The organism is Massilia sp. Soil_C_3, assembly GCF_057657035.1.
In genome coordinates, this window is sequence record NZ_JBDGJG010000013.1 from 52667 (window position 1) to 68576 (window position 15910).

General features: G+C 62.5%; 18 protein-coding genes. 4 read left to right on the forward strand and 14 right to left on the reverse strand.

What is annotated here, in order from left to right; all coding sequences use genetic code 11:
- Window positions 1-50 precede the first annotated feature (50 nt).
- Entirely contained in the window at window positions 51-446 is a 396-nt protein-coding gene (locus tag AC3A6F_RS23270; RefSeq protein WP_487685653.1) for a DUF2946 family protein, read from the reverse strand.
- Window positions 447-705: 259 nt separating this feature from the next.
- Here AC3A6F_RS23270 and AC3A6F_RS23275 point away from each other — a divergent pair, with 259 nt between their 5' ends.
- Together AC3A6F_RS23275 and AC3A6F_RS23280 are read left to right on the forward strand one after the other, a co-directional pair.
- Entirely contained in the window at window positions 706-1269 is a 564-nt protein-coding gene (locus AC3A6F_RS23275) for a GbsR/MarR family transcriptional regulator (protein WP_487685655.1), read from the forward strand.
- A gap of 84 nt (window positions 1270-1353) precedes the next feature.
- Entirely contained in the window at window positions 1354-1926 is a 573-nt protein-coding gene (locus AC3A6F_RS23280) for a hypothetical protein (protein ID WP_487685658.1), read from the forward strand.
- A gap of 163 nt (window positions 1927-2089) precedes the next feature.
- Here the strand turns inward: AC3A6F_RS23280 and AC3A6F_RS23285 are convergent, their stop codons facing one another.
- Genes AC3A6F_RS23285 through AC3A6F_RS23295 form a run of 3 tightly spaced genes read right to left on the reverse strand, consistent with a single transcriptional unit; the run spans window position 2090 to window position 4048 of the window.
- Window positions 2090-2647 (reverse strand): RNA-guided endonuclease InsQ/TnpB family protein, encoded by a 558-nt coding sequence (locus AC3A6F_RS23285; protein ID WP_487685867.1) that lies wholly within the window; start codon window positions 2645-2647, stop codon window positions 2090-2092.
- Window positions 2557-3438, reverse strand: coding sequence for an RNA-guided endonuclease InsQ/TnpB family protein (locus AC3A6F_RS23290; RefSeq protein WP_487685661.1), 882 nt, complete (start codon window positions 3436-3438; stop codon window positions 2557-2559). Before AC3A6F_RS23290 ends, AC3A6F_RS23285 begins: the two co-directional genes overlap by 91 nt.
- Window positions 3410-4048, reverse strand: a complete 639-nt coding sequence (locus AC3A6F_RS23295) for an IS607 family transposase (RefSeq protein ID WP_487685664.1) — start codon at window positions 4046-4048, stop codon at window positions 3410-3412. The genes AC3A6F_RS23290 and AC3A6F_RS23295 overlap by 29 nt, the downstream gene beginning before the upstream one ends.
- A gap of 69 nt (window positions 4049-4117) precedes the next feature.
- Here AC3A6F_RS23295 and AC3A6F_RS23300 point away from each other — a divergent pair, with 69 nt between their 5' ends.
- Window positions 4118-4969 carry a LysR family transcriptional regulator gene (locus AC3A6F_RS23300; protein ID WP_487685870.1) on the forward strand — a complete coding sequence of 284 codons (852 nt, stop codon included), beginning with the start codon at window positions 4118-4120 and terminating at the stop codon, window positions 4967-4969.
- Between the two features lie 9 nt (window positions 4970-4978).
- Here AC3A6F_RS23300 and AC3A6F_RS23305 read toward each other — a convergent pair whose 3' ends face one another.
- Together AC3A6F_RS23305 and AC3A6F_RS23310 are read right to left on the reverse strand one after the other, a co-directional pair.
- Window positions 4979-5560, reverse strand: a complete 582-nt coding sequence (locus AC3A6F_RS23305) for a DUF6036 family nucleotidyltransferase (protein ID WP_487685667.1) — start codon at window positions 5558-5560, stop codon at window positions 4979-4981.
- Window positions 5554-6153, reverse strand: coding sequence for a hypothetical protein (locus AC3A6F_RS23310; protein WP_487685670.1), 600 nt, complete (start codon window positions 6151-6153; stop codon window positions 5554-5556). Before AC3A6F_RS23310 ends, AC3A6F_RS23305 begins: the two co-directional genes overlap by 7 nt.
- Window positions 6154-6304: 151 nt before the next feature.
- Between AC3A6F_RS23310 and AC3A6F_RS23315 the strand changes: the two genes are divergently transcribed.
- A complete protein-coding gene (locus AC3A6F_RS23315) occupies window positions 6305-6856 on the forward strand; it encodes a DUF1905 domain-containing protein (RefSeq protein ID WP_487685672.1) in 552 nt (183 codons plus the stop codon).
- On the opposite strand, the gene AC3A6F_RS23320 is transcribed toward AC3A6F_RS23315, so the two are convergent.
- The 8 genes from AC3A6F_RS23320 to AC3A6F_RS23355 all read right to left on the reverse strand — a co-directional run bounded on the left by AC3A6F_RS23320 (window position 6853) and on the right by AC3A6F_RS23355 (window position 15906).
- Entirely contained in the window at window positions 6853-7437 is a 585-nt protein-coding gene (locus AC3A6F_RS23320) for a hypothetical protein (protein WP_487685675.1), read from the reverse strand. The genes AC3A6F_RS23315 and AC3A6F_RS23320 overlap by 4 nt on opposite strands.
- 94 nt (window positions 7438-7531) lie before the next feature.
- Window positions 7532-8038: a hypothetical protein gene (locus tag AC3A6F_RS23325; RefSeq protein WP_487685678.1), complete on the reverse strand. Its 507-nt coding sequence runs from the start codon at window positions 8036-8038 to the stop codon at window positions 7532-7534.
- A 91-nt stretch (window positions 8039-8129) separates the two neighbouring features.
- Window positions 8130-8903 (reverse strand): enoyl-CoA hydratase, encoded by a 774-nt coding sequence (locus AC3A6F_RS23330; protein ID WP_487685681.1) that lies wholly within the window; start codon window positions 8901-8903, stop codon window positions 8130-8132.
- A gap of 150 nt (window positions 8904-9053) precedes the next feature.
- The gene (locus AC3A6F_RS23335; RefSeq protein ID WP_487685684.1) at window positions 9054-10250 is read right to left on the reverse strand and encodes an acetyl-CoA C-acyltransferase; all 1197 of its coding nucleotides are present in this window, start codon (window positions 10248-10250) and stop codon (window positions 9054-9056) included.
- A 24-nt stretch (window positions 10251-10274) separates the two neighbouring features.
- Window positions 10275-12671, reverse strand: coding sequence for a 3-hydroxyacyl-CoA dehydrogenase/enoyl-CoA hydratase family protein (locus AC3A6F_RS23340; protein ID WP_487685687.1), 2397 nt, complete (start codon window positions 12669-12671; stop codon window positions 10275-10277).
- A 128-nt stretch (window positions 12672-12799) separates the two neighbouring features.
- Entirely contained in the window at window positions 12800-14590 is a 1791-nt protein-coding gene (locus AC3A6F_RS23345) for an acyl-CoA dehydrogenase C-terminal domain-containing protein (protein WP_147936671.1), read from the reverse strand.
- A 47-nt stretch (window positions 14591-14637) separates the two neighbouring features.
- Complete coding sequence (locus AC3A6F_RS23350; protein WP_320475208.1) at window positions 14638-15255, reverse strand: TetR/AcrR family transcriptional regulator; 618 nt, start codon at window positions 15253-15255, stop codon at window positions 14638-14640.
- Between the two features lie 267 nt (window positions 15256-15522).
- Entirely contained in the window at window positions 15523-15906 is a 384-nt protein-coding gene (locus AC3A6F_RS23355; protein ID WP_487685691.1) for an RNA-binding S4 domain-containing protein, read from the reverse strand.
- Window positions 15907-15910 lie beyond the last annotated feature (4 nt).

A 15910-nucleotide genomic window follows, 5' to 3' on the forward strand; every position in this document is an offset into this window, starting at 1 on the left:
ACGGTTTTTTTTTGGGGGGGGGCCGCGGCTGGCCGCGGGTTGACACCGGGTCAGGCGGCCGGTGGCGGCGCCCTGCTGCGGTGGTCGGTGCGGAAGGTCGAAGCAGGCCGCAGCGCCGGCCCGTGCGGGCGCAGGGTGCGTTCGAGCGGGGTGTCCAGCAGCACCAGGCTGCCCGGAGGATGAGCGACGATGGCCAGGTCGTACTGCAGGTTGTACTTGGATACGCAGGCCGGGCAATGCATGCCGGGGTGGGCGGCCTTGTCGCCGGCGTCACTGCCAGTATCGAGATCGAGCGCCACCAGCCTGGTGCCAGCCGACATGCAGACTCCGATCCAGGTCTTGCCCTGGTGCGCCGGGTGCGAGGCCAGTGAAGGAGCAAGCATGCCCCACAGGATCGCGAGGGTGGCGAGCCAGAGGATGATGGAGCGGTTGCGTTGCGCGTTCATGGTGTTCAGTCCAGCGGTGAAGCCGATGCCTTGATCTACGTTATCTTTAACTTAGGCCAAACTTTCTAAACATTCTGAATTTTCAGAAGTTAGTGAAATTATGCACTGAAACTTCAAGTTTGTCTGAAAAGGAGAGTGACTTGGTCGGGAATTACTCATGTATTAACAGTTCGCCGCACCACGATGGTGAGCCAGTCCGTGTGCGTGTCTGAGGACCGTGGGATAATCCACCTTTCAAAAGCATCGAAAAGTTCTCAACATGACGCCACTCGTCCAAACCTTTGTCAGTCACTTCGGTGAAATGGGCAGCCGCTGGGGCATCAACCGCACGGTGGGGCAGATCTACGCCCTGCTCTTCGTCACCGAGGAACAGCTGCACGCCGACGACATCGGCGAAAAGCTCGGCATTTCACGCTCCAACGTCAGCATCGGCCTCAAGGAACTGCAGTCCTGGGGCCTGGTGCGCCTGTCGCGCATCCCCGGCGACCGGCGCGAATATTTCACCTCGCTCGGCGACGTCTGGGAAATCTTCCGCGTGGTCGCGGCCGAACGCCGCCGCCGCGAAGTGGCGCCGACCCTGTCAGTGCTGCGCGAGTCGCTGCTGGCCACCGCCAAGAGCCCCGAAGACCAGTTCGCGCAGGAGCGCATGCGCGAGATGCATGAGCTGGTCGACCTGGCCAATAACTGGTTCGACGACCTGCAGCGCCTGTCGCCCGAATCGATGTCGCAGCTGATGAAGATGGGTTCCAAGGTGCAGAAGCTGCTGTCGGCCAAGGACCGCCTGTTCGGCGCCGCGGCCAGCAAGGACAACAAGGAAGACTGATGTCGTGAGTGCGGCTTCATAGCCGTGCTCGCCGCTTTCGCATGACGGGCTAGACTGGGGTTTTGATTGCCAGGCTATCCATTCATGAACATCGTCTGTATCGCCTGGGGCTCGCTGCTGTGGAAGCCCCAGGGTTTGAAGCTGGCTTCAGGCTGGCATCCCGGCGGTCCGCCGCTTCCCCTCGAATTCGCGCGCCAGAGCGACGACAGTCCCGAGCTGGCGCTGGTGCTGTGCGAAAGCGCGCGCCTGGCGCCGACCTACTGGGCCTATGTCGCCACCGGCGATCTGGACGAAGCCCGCGCCATGGTGAGCGCACGCGAGAAGATTGCGCCGGAGCGGCCCGAATGGATCGGCAGCATCCCTGCCCGCGACGGCGCGCGCGAAGATCCGCGCATTGCAGCATGGCTGCGCGCCAGGCGCATCGACGCCGCGGTCTGGACCGCCGTGCCGCCCAAGTTCGACGGCGAGAATGGCCGCGTGCCGACGGCCGACGAAGCCGTTCGATGGCTGGACAGCCGCAGCGGCGAACAGCGCGCGGCCGCCGAAGACTATATCCGCCGCACGCCGGCCCATATCGACACCTGCAACCGGCGCGCCATCCAGGCGCGGCTGGGCTGGAGGCCGCTGCGCGAGGCGCACGTCACGCAGGCGCGCTGACGTGGTTTTGGTGCAGCGCCGCGCAGCGCCGCCAGGCGTCAGAACAGCGCCGATGTCAGCGCGATGAACGCCACGCCCACCCCGGTTGGCAGCGACAGAACGATGATCGAGCAGAGCAAGCCTCCAGCACGGCGGGAGCGTTTTTCGTATCCATCGTTGCCTGCTATCGAAAAGGTGCGCACACGTGCACACCGTTCTCTTCCTGCCCCGAGCCGTCCTGTTGACCGTGCTCGTACCTGACAGGCGTGACTTTCCCGCCTGCCGCCGGAACCGCTCCAGCAGCAGTGCCATACGTTGCCGTACGACTCGCCTCGGGTAGCGCCGTTCGCGCCACGAGGGCGCCGGTGGCGAGCCGTTGTAGATTGATTGCGGCGTTCACATCACGGTCGTGACGGCCTCCGCAGGCGCAAGTCCAGTGACGCTCACCGAGTTTCAACCCGGTGTAATGCACGCTGCATGTCGAACACAGTTTACTGGACGGATACCAGCGATCGGCCAGCACCAGGATCGTGTCGTAACGTTGCGACTTGTACTGGAGCTGACGTCGGATCTCGTAAAATCCAATGTCAGCGATCGCCCGCGCCAGCCGATGGTTGGCCAGCATGCCGCTCACGTTCAAGTCCTCGATCGCTATCGCTTGGTTTTCGCGGCACAGTCGAGTCGTGAGCTTATGGATGAAGTCGGTGCGTACATGAGTGATGCGCGCATGCAGGCGCGCCAGTGCACGCGCATCCTTTTTCGGTTGCGTGAAACCGGCAAGCGCACACCTTTCGGGATCGCGCCCGTGATCCCTGCACTGGCCTTCGCGGCTTTCAGCTTGCGTGCATGGCGCCGCGAACGGATGCGCAGGCGCCGCTGGCTTGCACGTAGTGGCCGTGGGGCCGCGATCTTCTCGCCATTGGACAGAACGGCCGCAGCGCTCACGCCAAGATCGACCCCGACCACACCATCGCCCTGGCGCTGCAGGCGGGCCAGCTGCTCCGGCAGCTTGACCTGCACGGCCAGATACCAATGGTCGGCTTCGCGCGATACGCAGGCGCCCATGATCTTGCCGGGGAACCGCAGGAGCTCGGCGAGCAAAATCTCTCCAATCCTTGGCAGGACGGCGCACTCGCCCTCAAAATGAATCTTATCGTTGGCAATATAAAACGAGTCGCGGCAGCGGCCTTTCTTTTTGAAAGTCGGTGGATAGGCTTTCTTGCCGAATTGCCGTTGTTCGTAGTACCGGCGCCAAGCCCGCTCCAGGTACGCGAAAGGCTGTGCATGCGCATCGCGGTGGATTGTTCGCAGCCACGGTCTGCCTTCGGCATCGAGCCAGTCTGGATGGGCATACTTGATCCCATTGAACTGCTTTTTCAGTTTCATGGCATCTGGCCGCTGGCCCAGCGCGATTTGCCGCTGCCACTCGGCCACCGCCCAGTTCCAGACCTTGCGCGCCGTCCCCGCCGCTCGCGCGAAATAGTCGCGTTGCTCAGGCGTGGCTTCAAGCCGGATGCGATGTGACAGCAGCATTGCGCGCGTCCTTATTCAATGCAACATCCAACTGGCGGCGATAGTTGCGCAGTCCATCTAAACGACTTGAGAAGCAATGCACGATGGTCATCATGTCTTGCACCATTTCCTGTTCAGGGGACATGCGCTCCTGGTTCAGTACAAGCAGCTCGCAGCCATGTTCGTGCGCGATGTGTTCGAACCAATCGTACCCGAAGCGCGTCAAGCGATCCCGGTGCGCCAGCAGCAGGGTGCGGACCTCGCCTCGCCCGATCGCGTCGGTCAGGTCGAGCAAACGCGGGCGCTTGAAATTGAGCCCGCCGCCGATCTCTTCGATGAACTCGACATTTGCCAACCCACGGGCTGTGCAAAATTCTTCAAGAACCCGGCGCTGATTGCGCAAATCAGGCTTTTGCGCAGCGCTGGACACCCTACAGTACGCGATGATCCGGTACGGAGCCGGGCGTGACTGCAATCCGATCCGCTCAGCAATCTGCGTTTCGCTGTAGAGGCGTAGGCCAGTTGGGCTACGCGCTAAGGGAGAGAACGTGCCACAACGATCCCAGCGTTGCAACGTCTTGGGTGTCACACCAAGCCGGCGCGCCGCCGCTCCGGTCTTCAGCATTTCCATGGTGTTCTCTCATGTACGCTTAAGTAGATTCAGACACCAGAATTGTGACTAGAGTTCCGCTCCCACGTCCTGCGCGAAGGGTCGCCGTCAGGCGCTGCCCGCGTGCTGAGCATGGCCAAGCCGACGGTCGGGCGTCATGTCGCGGCGCTCGAAGACGCGCTGGGACTGGTGCTGTTCACGCGGTCGCCGACCGGTTTTCTGCCGACCAAAGCCGCGCTCGCACTGCAGGCGCACGCCTACGCAATGGAGAGCATGGCCGCCACGCTGGAGCGGACGGCCAGCGGTTTCGGTCACGGCGTGCGGGGCACCGTCAGGGTCAGCGTGAGCGAGGTGATCGGTGTCGAGGTGATGCCGGCCGTTATCGCGACATTACGCGAACGTTATCCCGAATTGAAGATCGAACTGGTCGTGGTCAACCAGGTACAGAATCTGCTGCATCGCGAGGCCGATATCGCCGTGCGCGTCTCGCGCCCCAGGCAAGAGCAGCTCATCGCGCGTCGTACCGGCATCATCGAGTGGGGCCTGCATGCAGGCAGCGGCTACCTGGCGCGCTGCGGTGGACCTGCCAGCCTCGCCGACCTGGCCAGCCATACGTTGATCGGCTACGACTGCGGCACGCCGTTCATCCGCGAAGCGCTGCGGCATTGGCCACAGTTCCAGCATGCCAATCTCGCGCTACGCACCGACAACGACCTGGCGCAACTGGCCCTGATCCGCGCCGATGCCGGCATCGGCATCTGCCAGGTCGCGCTGGCGCGAGGCGAGCCGCGCCTGGTGCGCATCCTGCCCGGCGAATTGTCGATAGCGCTCGAGACCTGGGTGACGATGCACGAGGACCTGCGCCAGAATACCGGCTGCCGCGTGACGTTCGACGCGATCGCCAGCGCAATGTCGTCGTTCGCGTCCCAGGGAATCGCTTGACTCGGATACTCAGGCGTCTGTCAGGCTACGACCTGTCGAACCGTCCCGCCGGGCCATCGCCACAACCTCGCGCAGATTCATGCGCAAGTAATCCGTATTACCGATATATCCTCCGAGCGCTTCCTCTGCACGTTTCTCGATCTCTTGAGCAGAGATATGAAAACGACGAATCATATTCTGGATGTCTTCTTTATCCGGGTCGGACAATCTGGCGATCTTGCTGACAATGAGGTCGAGAGGACTCAGCACATAGACTCTCATCATGTCCGTCCCAATCGGCACCGGCACGGCATCTTGCTGGTAGTCCTCATGCATTAATGCGAAAGTACTGTTGTAGCTGGCATCCAGGTACAGCATATTGCCCTCCTTCGTCTCGACAACCAGGTCGACAGGCAACAGGATTCGCTTTGAAAACTCGGCGTCGACGTCCGTGGTAGTCCGCGCGGCCGTGTACAAATGAATCGCCATTCCGCCGGCAATGAGCATCGTCAGCGGCTCACGCAAATTCAATCGTTGTTCAAGTTCGACGATCAGCGATCGCAGTCCGTTCGCCAGATCGGTGTGGGTTGCAAACTCGATTGGTTTCACCATGACCGCACGCCATCCATGCGCTTCTCGAGAAGACTGCGCAAACGAGGCATATCGCGGACCAGGCCATCCTTGACTACATCAGGAAACGGCCGTGGCACGGTGTGCGCCTGGTAGTGAAACTGACGTGCCGCGGAGTCGAGAAAATCAGCGGCTACCCGGTGTCTTGTCTTGAGTAACTGTGCCGACAATCGGTAGACGTCGGCCTCCCGCCCCGATTTCGGCAATCTGCGCATTGCCACTGCATCGGCAAGCGAATTGACCAGATCGGCTTCAGTTTCCCTGTTCCATACGATGCTCTCTTTCCCAACAATCTGCGAAAGGCGATCGTCCACGGGTACCTGGCGAAGCGCCATGGCGACACCGCCCCGGTCGAGCACACCCCACGATGTGATTCGATAGACCGGACCGTTCTTGTCGATCCCAACAAAAAACTGTTGCTGCGCGAGCTCGATAGCGCGCAATACCTCGGCGCGTGTGCATTCCAGTGCTTGTGCGGTGTAATGCAATGTGGCGCGTGCGCCGAGTTTCTCCAGCGTGACGAGTACCAGCAAACACCTTCTGAAATCGTGCTTTGGAAAATCCTTGTAGCGCACAATCACCTCCACTAACGCACCTCAAGCCAGTATAGTCCGTTAATTGATACAGTCAAGGTATGAGTTCTTGGCTGGTCAGCAGGCGATGCGTTGACAGCGACTGAATTTGCTTTCTACACTCCACTGATCGTCGAGCCAACGAGGGGCAGGAATGAAAGCTGCTATTGCCGAGTCAAGCTTCGAAGCTGCGCTATGCCGCCCCGCCGAGGTACAGGAAAACGATCGCTGGGCCTTCGTCGTCCTGCCGAAACCGGTCAGCGAGGTATTCCCGCGGCGCGGCAGGACAAGCATGCAAGGCACACTCAACGGCCACCCATTCCAGGCCACGCTGGAGCCCGACGGCCAATTGAGTCACTGGTTCAAGGTGCCGGCCACGCTGATGACCGAGGCAGGTGTGGCGATCGGGGATACCGTCACGTTCGACGTTGCCCCAGCACCGAGCGAGCAGGAACCACTGGTCCCGCCCGAGTTGGACGAGGTACTCGACACATCGCCGCCAGCCAGGGCGACCTGGCACGCCACCACCACCATCGCCCGCATCGACTGGGTCCACTGGATCGAATCGGCCAGGCAGGCCAAGACCCGTGCCAGCCGGGTCGCCGACGCCGGCGACATGCTGGCGGCCGGCAAGAAGCGGGTCTGTTGTTTCGACCCGTCGGGTTTTTACAGCAAGAGCCTCAAGCCACCGCGTGAGGCGTCTTAGTCCGCCGGGATGCCGTCCTTCTGCCATTGATCGAAGCCGGCCTGCACCGCAGCCAGGGTTTTCTGGCTGATTTCGGGCAAGCTGCCCCCCAGCATGTCCTGCGCTTGCTGGAAGCCTTTTTCGACTGCAGCGCGAATGGCGTCCATTTTGGATGGATCGGCGCCGATCATTGCCTTGGCAAAACCCAGGATGCGCTCGGAAGTCTTCTCCACGCTCAATTCGCCGCCATCCGCGATGGCCGCCCTGGCCGCTTCGATGGTTTCGGGATCCGCCTGCAGTTGCTGCTCTCCGCTCACCACCTTGGCGAAGTTGAGACCCTGCTGCTCGACCAGTGGGCGGATCAGGTCCATGACTTGCTGGGCCTTGCGGTCGGATTCCTCGATCATGCCGGCAAGCTCAGACTGGGTCACCTTGCCGCCTTTGCTGCCATAGGTCAGCGGCTCGGCCTGTCGTCCGCTCAGGGTCACTTTGTCCTGGGCCGGGGTGTCCGTCTCTTGTCGTGCTTCGGCAGCTGTGGGTTTTACCCTGGCCGCAGGGAGGGTCGCTCCCTGCGGGCCGACGCTGGAGATGCTCAGGCTCATGTCCGCTTCCCTATTCGTTGATCATATCGACAATATCGGAAGGCCCGAACAAAACTTAAGGAAATACTGCTTGAGGCATCGCATGCGGCGATTGCTAACCCATGGCGGCAGACCGCTTTCGCCATGAATTGTTGGCCATGACCATGTGCGGACCCAGGCGCCGGTGGATGAACCACTCCAGCAACTCCGGAAAGAGCGACAACAGTTCATCCACGACAGCAGCAGCCGGACGGGGCGTTTGTCGAAGCACGACGCGATGAAAAAATGAACGGTCCTGACAGAACCAGGATCTTGTCGTAGAACCTTTCCCTGGTTGCAAGCGGCCGGACGATGACCCCATGTACGACAATACCTTTTCGGGCGCTATCTGCTCGCCAAAATGAATCACACCACCTGATGGGCAATGCCCGAAATTTACGACGAAGCGTGGGCTACCGGACTTCTCCCATTGAATGTCGAATACATCGACACCTTCAGCAGTGATGCGACGGAAGTCGATGCTGAAAGGGCTGGAAGTCCTATCGATCTCAAAATTTTGATCGGCAGCGAACGGATAGAAACGCTTCTTCAATTCCCTGCGCAGCGCTGTAGTGTTACCCATGGCTCATCTTTGCCTGTTTGAATCAAGCACCTTGCTCGAACACGTCGACGAAGCTTTCACCATCACGCAGTCGGCCCCTCTTCAAGACAGATCAATCGAACTTGCTGAAATCGGGCTTGCGCTTCTCGAAGAAGGCGGTGAACGCCTCCTTCGCTTCGGCGCCGGTCAGCATGGCGCTGAAACGCTCGTTCTCGGCCGCGATCGTCTCTTTCACCAGCGTGCCGCGCGCGCGCTTCATCAGCGCCTTGGTGGTGCGGATCGATGCGGGCGGCAGCTTGGCCAGCTTGGCGGCCTGGCCTTGCGCGAAGAACAGCAGTTCGGCATCCGGCAGCACACGGGCCACGATGCCCATCTCCAGCGCTTCCTGGGCCACGAACGGCTCGCCCAGCAGCAGCTTCTCGGCGGCGCGGGTATAGCCCGCCGATTGGGCCACCAGCAGCGACGAGGCGAACTCCGGGCACAGGCCGAGCTGGGTGAACGGCATCGAAAACCTGGCGTTGTCTGCGGCGTAGACCAGGTCGCAGTGCATCAAGAGCGTGGTGCCGATGCCGACCGCCGCGCCGGCCACGGCCGCCACCACTGGTTTCGTCGCGCCTTCGAGCGCCGTCATGAACTGGAATACGGGACGCTCGGCCGTCATCGCGCCTTCGCCGACGTTGTTCAGGAAGTCGTCGAGGTCGTTCCCGGCGGTGAAGATCTCGGGTTGGCCGGTGATCAGGATGGCGCGCACCGCGGCGTCCTGTTCGGCCTCGCGCAGCGCGTCGGCCATGGCCTGGTACATCGCGCCGGTGATCGCGTTCTTGCGTTCGACGCGGTTGAATTCGATGGTGAGGATGCCGTCGGCTTTGGTGAGGCGGATGCTCATGGTGTTGTCTCCAGAATTGTTCATGGGCCGATTGGACGCGTGGGCGGGAGACCCGCCCACCCCACGTCACGCTCGCGGCATTGACGTACGGTGCTTGGATTTCCCGCCCACGCTTGAAATGCGGCGGCGCTGCCACGCGCCGCCATGTCTTTAGACGCGCTCGATGATGCCCGCGGCGCCCATGCCGGCGCCGACGCACATCGTCACCATGCCGTACTTCAGGTTGTTACGGCGCAGTGCATGCACGACGGTCGCAGCGCGGATCGCGCCGGTGGCGCCCAGCGGGTGGCCCAGGGCGATCGCGCCGCCCATCGGGTTGACCTTGCTGGTGTCCAGGCCCAGGTCGCGGATCACGGCCAGCGCCTGGGCGGCGAAGGCTTCGTTCAGCTCGATCCAGTCCAGCTGGTCTTGCGTGATGCCGGCGGCGGCCAGCGCGGCGGGGATCGCCACCTTCGGGCCGATGCCCATGATTTCCGGCGGCACGCCGCGCACGGCGAACGAGGAGAACTTGGCCAGCGGGGTCAGGTTGTGCTCCTTCAGGATCTTTTCGCTGACGACGATCAGCGCACCGGCGCCGTCCGACATCTGCGACGAGGTCGCGGCGGTGACCGAACCCTTGGCCGCGAACACGGGCTTGAGCTTGGCCATGCCTTCCGGGCTGGCGTCGGCGCGCGGGCCTTCGTCGCTGTCGACCAGGCGTTTCTTGACGCTGATCTCGCCGGTCGCCAGGTTCGGCGTGCGGGTGATGATCTCGACCGGGGTGATCTCGTCCTTGAAGTAGCCGGCCTGCTGGGCGGCGATGGCGCGGCGGTGCGATTCCAGGCCGAAGGCGTCCTGGTCTTCGCGCGAGATCTTCCACTGGTTGGCCACGTTCTCGGCGGTCAGGCCCATGCCGTAGGCCAGGCCCACGTTCTCGTCCCTGAACGTCTCCATGTTAATGGAGGGATGGTGGCCCATCATCGGCACCATCGACATCGATTCGACGCCGCCGGCGATCATTACGTCGGCTTCGCCCACGCGGATGCGGTCGGCCGCCATCGCCAGGGCGGTGATGCCCGAGGCGCAGTAGCGGTTGACGGTGACGCCGCCCACGGTATTCGGCAGCCCGGCCAGCACGACGGCGTTACGCGCCACGTTGAAGCCCTGCTCGGCTTCCGGGAACGAGCAGCCGATGATGGCGTCGACGATCAGGGCCGGGTCCAGGTTCGGCACGGCGGCCATGGCGCCGCGGATGGCGTGCACCAGCAGGTCGTCCGGGCGGGTCTTGTTGAACATGCCGCGCGGCGCCTTGCCGATCGGGGTACGGGTCGCTGCGACGATGTATGCGTCTTGAAGTTGTTTGCTCATGTCAGTGTCCTGTTCTGTCGGCGCTTAGTTGCGGACTGGCTTACCGGTCTGCATCATGCCCATGATGCGTTCCTGGGTCTTCGGATTGTTCAGCAGGGCCACGAAGGCACGGCGTTCCAGGTCGAGGATCCACTGTTCGCTCACCACGCTGCCCTGGTCGATGTCGCCACCGGTGACGATTTCGGCGATGGTGTCGCCCAGGTGGTAGTCATAGGCCGAGATGAAGCCGCCGTCGCGCATATTGACCATCTGGCCGCGGATGGTGCCCCAGCCGTAACGGCCGGTGACCGGGAAGGTGCGGCGCGCCGGGGCGCGGTAACCGGCGTCGGACATGGCGCGCGCGGTGGTCTTCGCCACGTGCAGCAGTTCATACGCGTTGAAGACGATGACGTCGTCTTCCTTCAGGTAACCCATGGCCTTGGCTTCCAGCGCCGACTTCGACACTTGCGCGGTGGCCGCGTTCATGAAGCCGTTCTTCAGGAATTGCAGGATGTCGTTGCCCTTGGCTTCATTGGCCGCACGCAGCGCCGCTTCCTTCAGGCCGCCGCCGGCCGGCACCAGGCCCACGCCCACTTCGACCAGGCCGATATACGACTCGATCGAGGCCACGCGCTTGGACGCATGCAGCGCCAGCTCGCAGCCGCCGCCCAGCGCCAGGCCGGCCACGGCCGCGACGACCGGGATGTTCGAATACTTCATCGCCATGAAGGTGTCCTGCAGCTCGCGCACGATCGGCTCCATCGCCTTCGCGCCGCCGGCCATGAAGGCCGGCAGGGCCGATTGCAGGTCGGCGCCGGCCGAGAACGCGCCGCCTTCGGCCGCGTCGGTATTCCAGATCACGATGCCCTTGAAGCCTTGCTCGGCTTCCTTCAGCGCGCGCTGGATGCCCTTGATGACGCCATCGCCGATGACGTGCATCTTGGTCTTGAGCGAGATGACCAGGATCTCGTCGTCCGAGTGCCACAGGCGCACCGAGTCGTCTTCGAACACGGTGGTGCCGGCAGTTTTTGCGTCCAGCGTGGTCGAGCCGACCACCGGCGCGCGGAACTGCTGGCGCTTGTAGACCGGCAGGTCCGACAGCGGCACGTAGGCGTTCCTGGTGGCCGAGTACGAACCTTCAGGAGTGTGCACGCCCTTCTCTGCCACGGTGCCTTCGAACACCCAGGCCGGCAGCGGCGCATCGGAGAGGGCCTTGCCCGCTTCGATGTCTTCCTTCACCCACTGCGCGATCTGGGTCCAGCCGGCGGCTTGCCAGGTCTCGAACGGACCGACGCTCCAGCCGAAGCCCCAGCGCATCGCGAAGTCGATGTCGCGCGCATTGTCGGCGATGGTATCGAGGTGGAAGGCGATGTAGTGGAAGGCGTCGCGGAAGATCGCCCACAGGAATTGCGCCTGCGGATTGGTCGAATCGCGCATGGCCTTGAACTTCTTGACCGGGTCTTTTTCTTTCAGGATCCGGCCGACGATGTCGGCGGCTTTCGCGCCGCCGGCGACGTATTCACCGGTGGCGAAGTCCAGGCGCTGGATCTCCTTGCCGACCTTCTTGTAGAAGCCGGCGCCGGTCTTCTGGCCCAGCGCGCCCTTCTCGATCAGCTTGGCCAGGATGTCCGGCGTCTTGTAGACATTGAAGAACGGATCGTCCTTCAAATTATCTTGCATGGTCTTGATCACATGGCCCATGGTGTCCAGGCCGACCACGTCCGCGGTGCGGAAGGTGCCCGACTTGGCGCGACCGAGCTTGGCGCCGGTCAGGTCATCGACCACGTCCACCGACAGGCCGAACTTCTCGGCTTCGACGATGGTGGCCAGCATGCCGAAGATGCCGACGCGGTTGGCGATGAAGTTCGGCGTGTCTTTCGCGCGCACGACGCCCTTGCCCAGGGTCGAGGTCAGGAAGGTTTCGAGCTGGTCCAGGATTTCAGGGCGGGTGCCGGTCGTCGGGATCAGTTCCACCAAGTGCATATAACGCGGCGGGTTGAAGAAGTGCACGCCGCAGAAGCGCGCCTTCAGTTCGCTGTCGAAGCCTTCGGCCAGCTTGTTGATCGACAGGCCCGAGGTGTTCGAGGCGAAGATCGCATGCGGCGCGATGTGCGGCGCGACCTTGGCGTACAGGTCGTGTTTCCAGTCCATGCGCTCGGCGATGGCTTCGATGATCAGGTCGCAGCCGGCCAGCACGTCGAGGTTGTCCTCGTAGTTGGCCACTTCGATCAGGGCCGCGTCGTCCTTGTTGCCCAGCGGGGCCGGCGACAGTTTTTTCAGATTCTCGATGGCGCGCAGGACGATGCCATTTTTAGCACCCTCCTTGGCCGGCAGGTCGAACAGCACGACCGGCACCTTGGCGTTCACGCAGTGCGCAGCGATCTGCGCACCCATCACGCCGGCGCCCAGCACGGCGACTTTCTTGACGATGAAATTGGACATGTGTATTCCTTATTCCTTGGTTGGCTCGTCGTTCCCGCGGAGGCGGGAACCCAAGTTCTTAGTTCTGTGGCAGCGCTAGCAAACTTAGGTTCCCGCCTGCGCGGGAACGACGGTGCGACGTGTAGTGGTTAGAACAGCTCAGCATCCAGCGCCGTCAGATTCGCGGCGCCCGAACGTGCCTGACGAATCAGCATCGCGGTTTCCGGATACAGGCGGGCGAAGTAGAAGCGGATCGTCGCCAGCTTGGCTTCGTAGAACTTGTCGCCCGAATCGAGCTTGGCCAGGGCGATCTTGGCCTGTTGCGCGAACAGGTAGCTGTACACCAGGTGTCCGGCCACGCGCAGGTAAGGCACGGCGGCGGCGCCCACTTCGTCCGGGTTCTGGAAGGCCTTCATGCCGATTTCCATCGTCAGCTTGGTGACCTTGTCACCCAGCTCGCCCAGTGGCGTCACGAACTCGGACAGTTGCTCGTCCAGGCCGTTGTCTTCCACGAACGTCTTGATCTTCTCGCCGAACTTGCGCAGTTTGGCACCGTTGTCCATCAGGATCTTGCGGCCCAACAGATCCAGCGACTGGATGGTGTTGGTGCCTTCGTAGATCATATTGATGCGGGCGTCGCGCACGTACTGCTCCATGCCCCATTCGGCGATGTAGCCGTGGCCGCCGTACACCTGCATCGCTTCCGAGGTCGCGATCCAGCCGTTGTCGGTGATGAATGCCTTGATGATCGGGGTCAGCAGGGCCACTTCGTCGGCCGCTTCCTTGCGCACGTCTTCGTCGGTGTGGTTCAGCTCACGGTCGATCTGCAGCGCGACGTACGACGAGAAAGCGCGCGCGCCTTCGGCATAGGCTTTCGCCGTGAGCAGCATGCGGCGCACGTCCGGGTGCACAATGATCGGGTCGGCTGGTTTATCCGGCGCCTTCGGGCCCGACAGGCTGCGCATCTGGATGCGGTCCTTGGCATAAGCCAGCGCGTTCTGGTAGGCGACTTCGGTCAGGCCCAGCGACTGCATGCCCACGCCCAGGCGGGCCGCGTTCATGAACACGAACATCGCCTGCAGGCCCTTGTGCGGCTGGCCGATCAGGGTGCCGCGCGCGCTGTCCAGGTTCATCTGGCAGGTCGAGTTGCCGTGGATGCCCATTTTTTCTTCGATGGCGCCGCAGGCGATGCCATTGCGTTCGCCCAGCGAGCCGTCTTCTTGTGGCAGGAACTTCGGCACCAGGAACAGCGAGATGCCTTTCGAGCCTTCCGGGGCGTCCGGCAGGCGCGCCAGCACCAGGTGGATGATGTTCTCGGAGATGTCGTGTTCGCCGGCCGAGATGAAGATCTTGGAGCCGGTGATCAGGTAGGTGCCATCCGCCTGCGGCTCGGCTTTCGAACGCAAGAGGCCCAGGTCGGTGCCGCAGTGCGCTTCGGTCAGGCACATGGTGCCGGTCCACTCGCCCGAGACCAGTTTTGGCAGGTACAGGCGTTTCTGGTCGTCGGTGCCGTGCTCCAGCAGGCACTCGTAGGCGCCGTGCGACAGGCCGGGATACATCGACCAGGCCTGGTTCGACGAATTGAGCATCTCGTAGAACGAGTTGTTCAGGGTGATCGGCAGGCCCTGGCCGCCGTATTCAGGATCGCACGCCAGCGCCGCCCAGCCGCCTTCGACGTACTGTTTATACGCTTCCTTGAAGCCCTTCGGGGTCGTGACGGTTTTATCTGCGGCGTTGAAATGGCAGCCTTCGCGGTCGCCCGAGTGGTTCAGCGGGAACAGCACCTCTTGCGTGAACTTCGCGCCTTCTTCGAGCACCTGGTTGATGATGTCGGCATCGATCTCCGAGTACTTCGGCAGACTCTTGAATTCTTCGGTGACGTTGAGGAATTCATGCAGAACGAACTGCATATCCCGGATTGGCGCGACGTACTGACCCATGGTTATCTCCTGAACAAGGGTAAAGATGTTGGACGTGGCAGGCGGCTTCAAGCCGCCTGATGGTCTTGCGGTAGTTGGGGATTGCGGTAATTCTCGACCAGGCGCTCGAAGGCGGCCCGCGCGCGTTCGACCGCGCCCGGGTTGCGCAGGAAGCGCGCATCGTGGTGCAGGGCCAGGATCAGGCCGTGCATCTCGAATACCAGCTGCTCGGGGTCCAGGTCGCGGCGCAGATGGCCGATCTCGACCGCCTGCTGCACGCTGCGCAGCAGCGCTTCCTGCCAGGCGCGCACCATCGACACCAGCTGCTCGCGGATCGGGCCCTCGCGGTCGTCGTATTCGACCGCGCCGCTGATATAGATGCAGCCCGATGCGATCTCGACCGAGACGCGCTTGACCCAGCGCGTGTACATCGCCACCAGGCGCGGCAGGCCGCGCGCTTCGGTGATGCTCGGGAAAAAGACCTCTTGCTCGAAACGGTGGTGATAGAGCTTGACCACCTCGAGCTGCAGGTCTTCGCGTGAGCCGAAGTGGGCGAATACACCCGATTTGCTCATGCTCATCCGGTCGGCCAACAGGCCGATGGTCAAGCCTTCGAGGCCATTGCGGCTGGCGAGCTCGAGCGCGACGTCGAGAATTGCGGCTCGCGTCTGTTCGCCCTTGCGCATGAATTTTGCTGAAGTACTGATGGCTGCCCCTGAATCGAAAAAAATCCGAACGCTCGTACTATTATCTATCAGCCGAGGAATGTCAAACGGGAACTTAGAGGTGGCGTTCTATTGATGCAAGACAACGATCGGTGCCGGGAGATAGCACAGTGAGGCGCTTCCATCCGCTACCGCAGGTGACGAATGGAAGTTTGTTGTTTCAGCCATAAAGGTACAGCATTTTGGCAGATCGGGATATCCCGTTGACGGGGGGGCATTGCGCCGTCGTCACTCCTCGCCGACGCGCTCCATCGCGCGCCGGTCGCGCTTGGTCGGCCGGCCCTTGATCTCCATGCTCGGCTCGGGGTACAGGCGGCGCGCCGCCTTGTCGTTCTCGCGCCGCGCGATGCTCTCGTCGGTCTCGAAATACAGGGTGCGCGCCACCGGCGCCGGGCCGCGCGCGCCAGAGATTGCGGCCACGATCACTTCCCAGCGATCGGAACCGTTGTCGATCAGGATCTTGTCATTCATCTTGACGGCGCGCGCCGGCTTGACCGGCTCCCCGCCAATGCGCACCCGGCCGCGCTCCACCGCGTCCTGGGCCAGCGAGCGGGTCTTGAAGAAGCGCGCCGCCCACAGCCATTTGTCGATTCGTACGTTCTCTTTTTCCATTTTC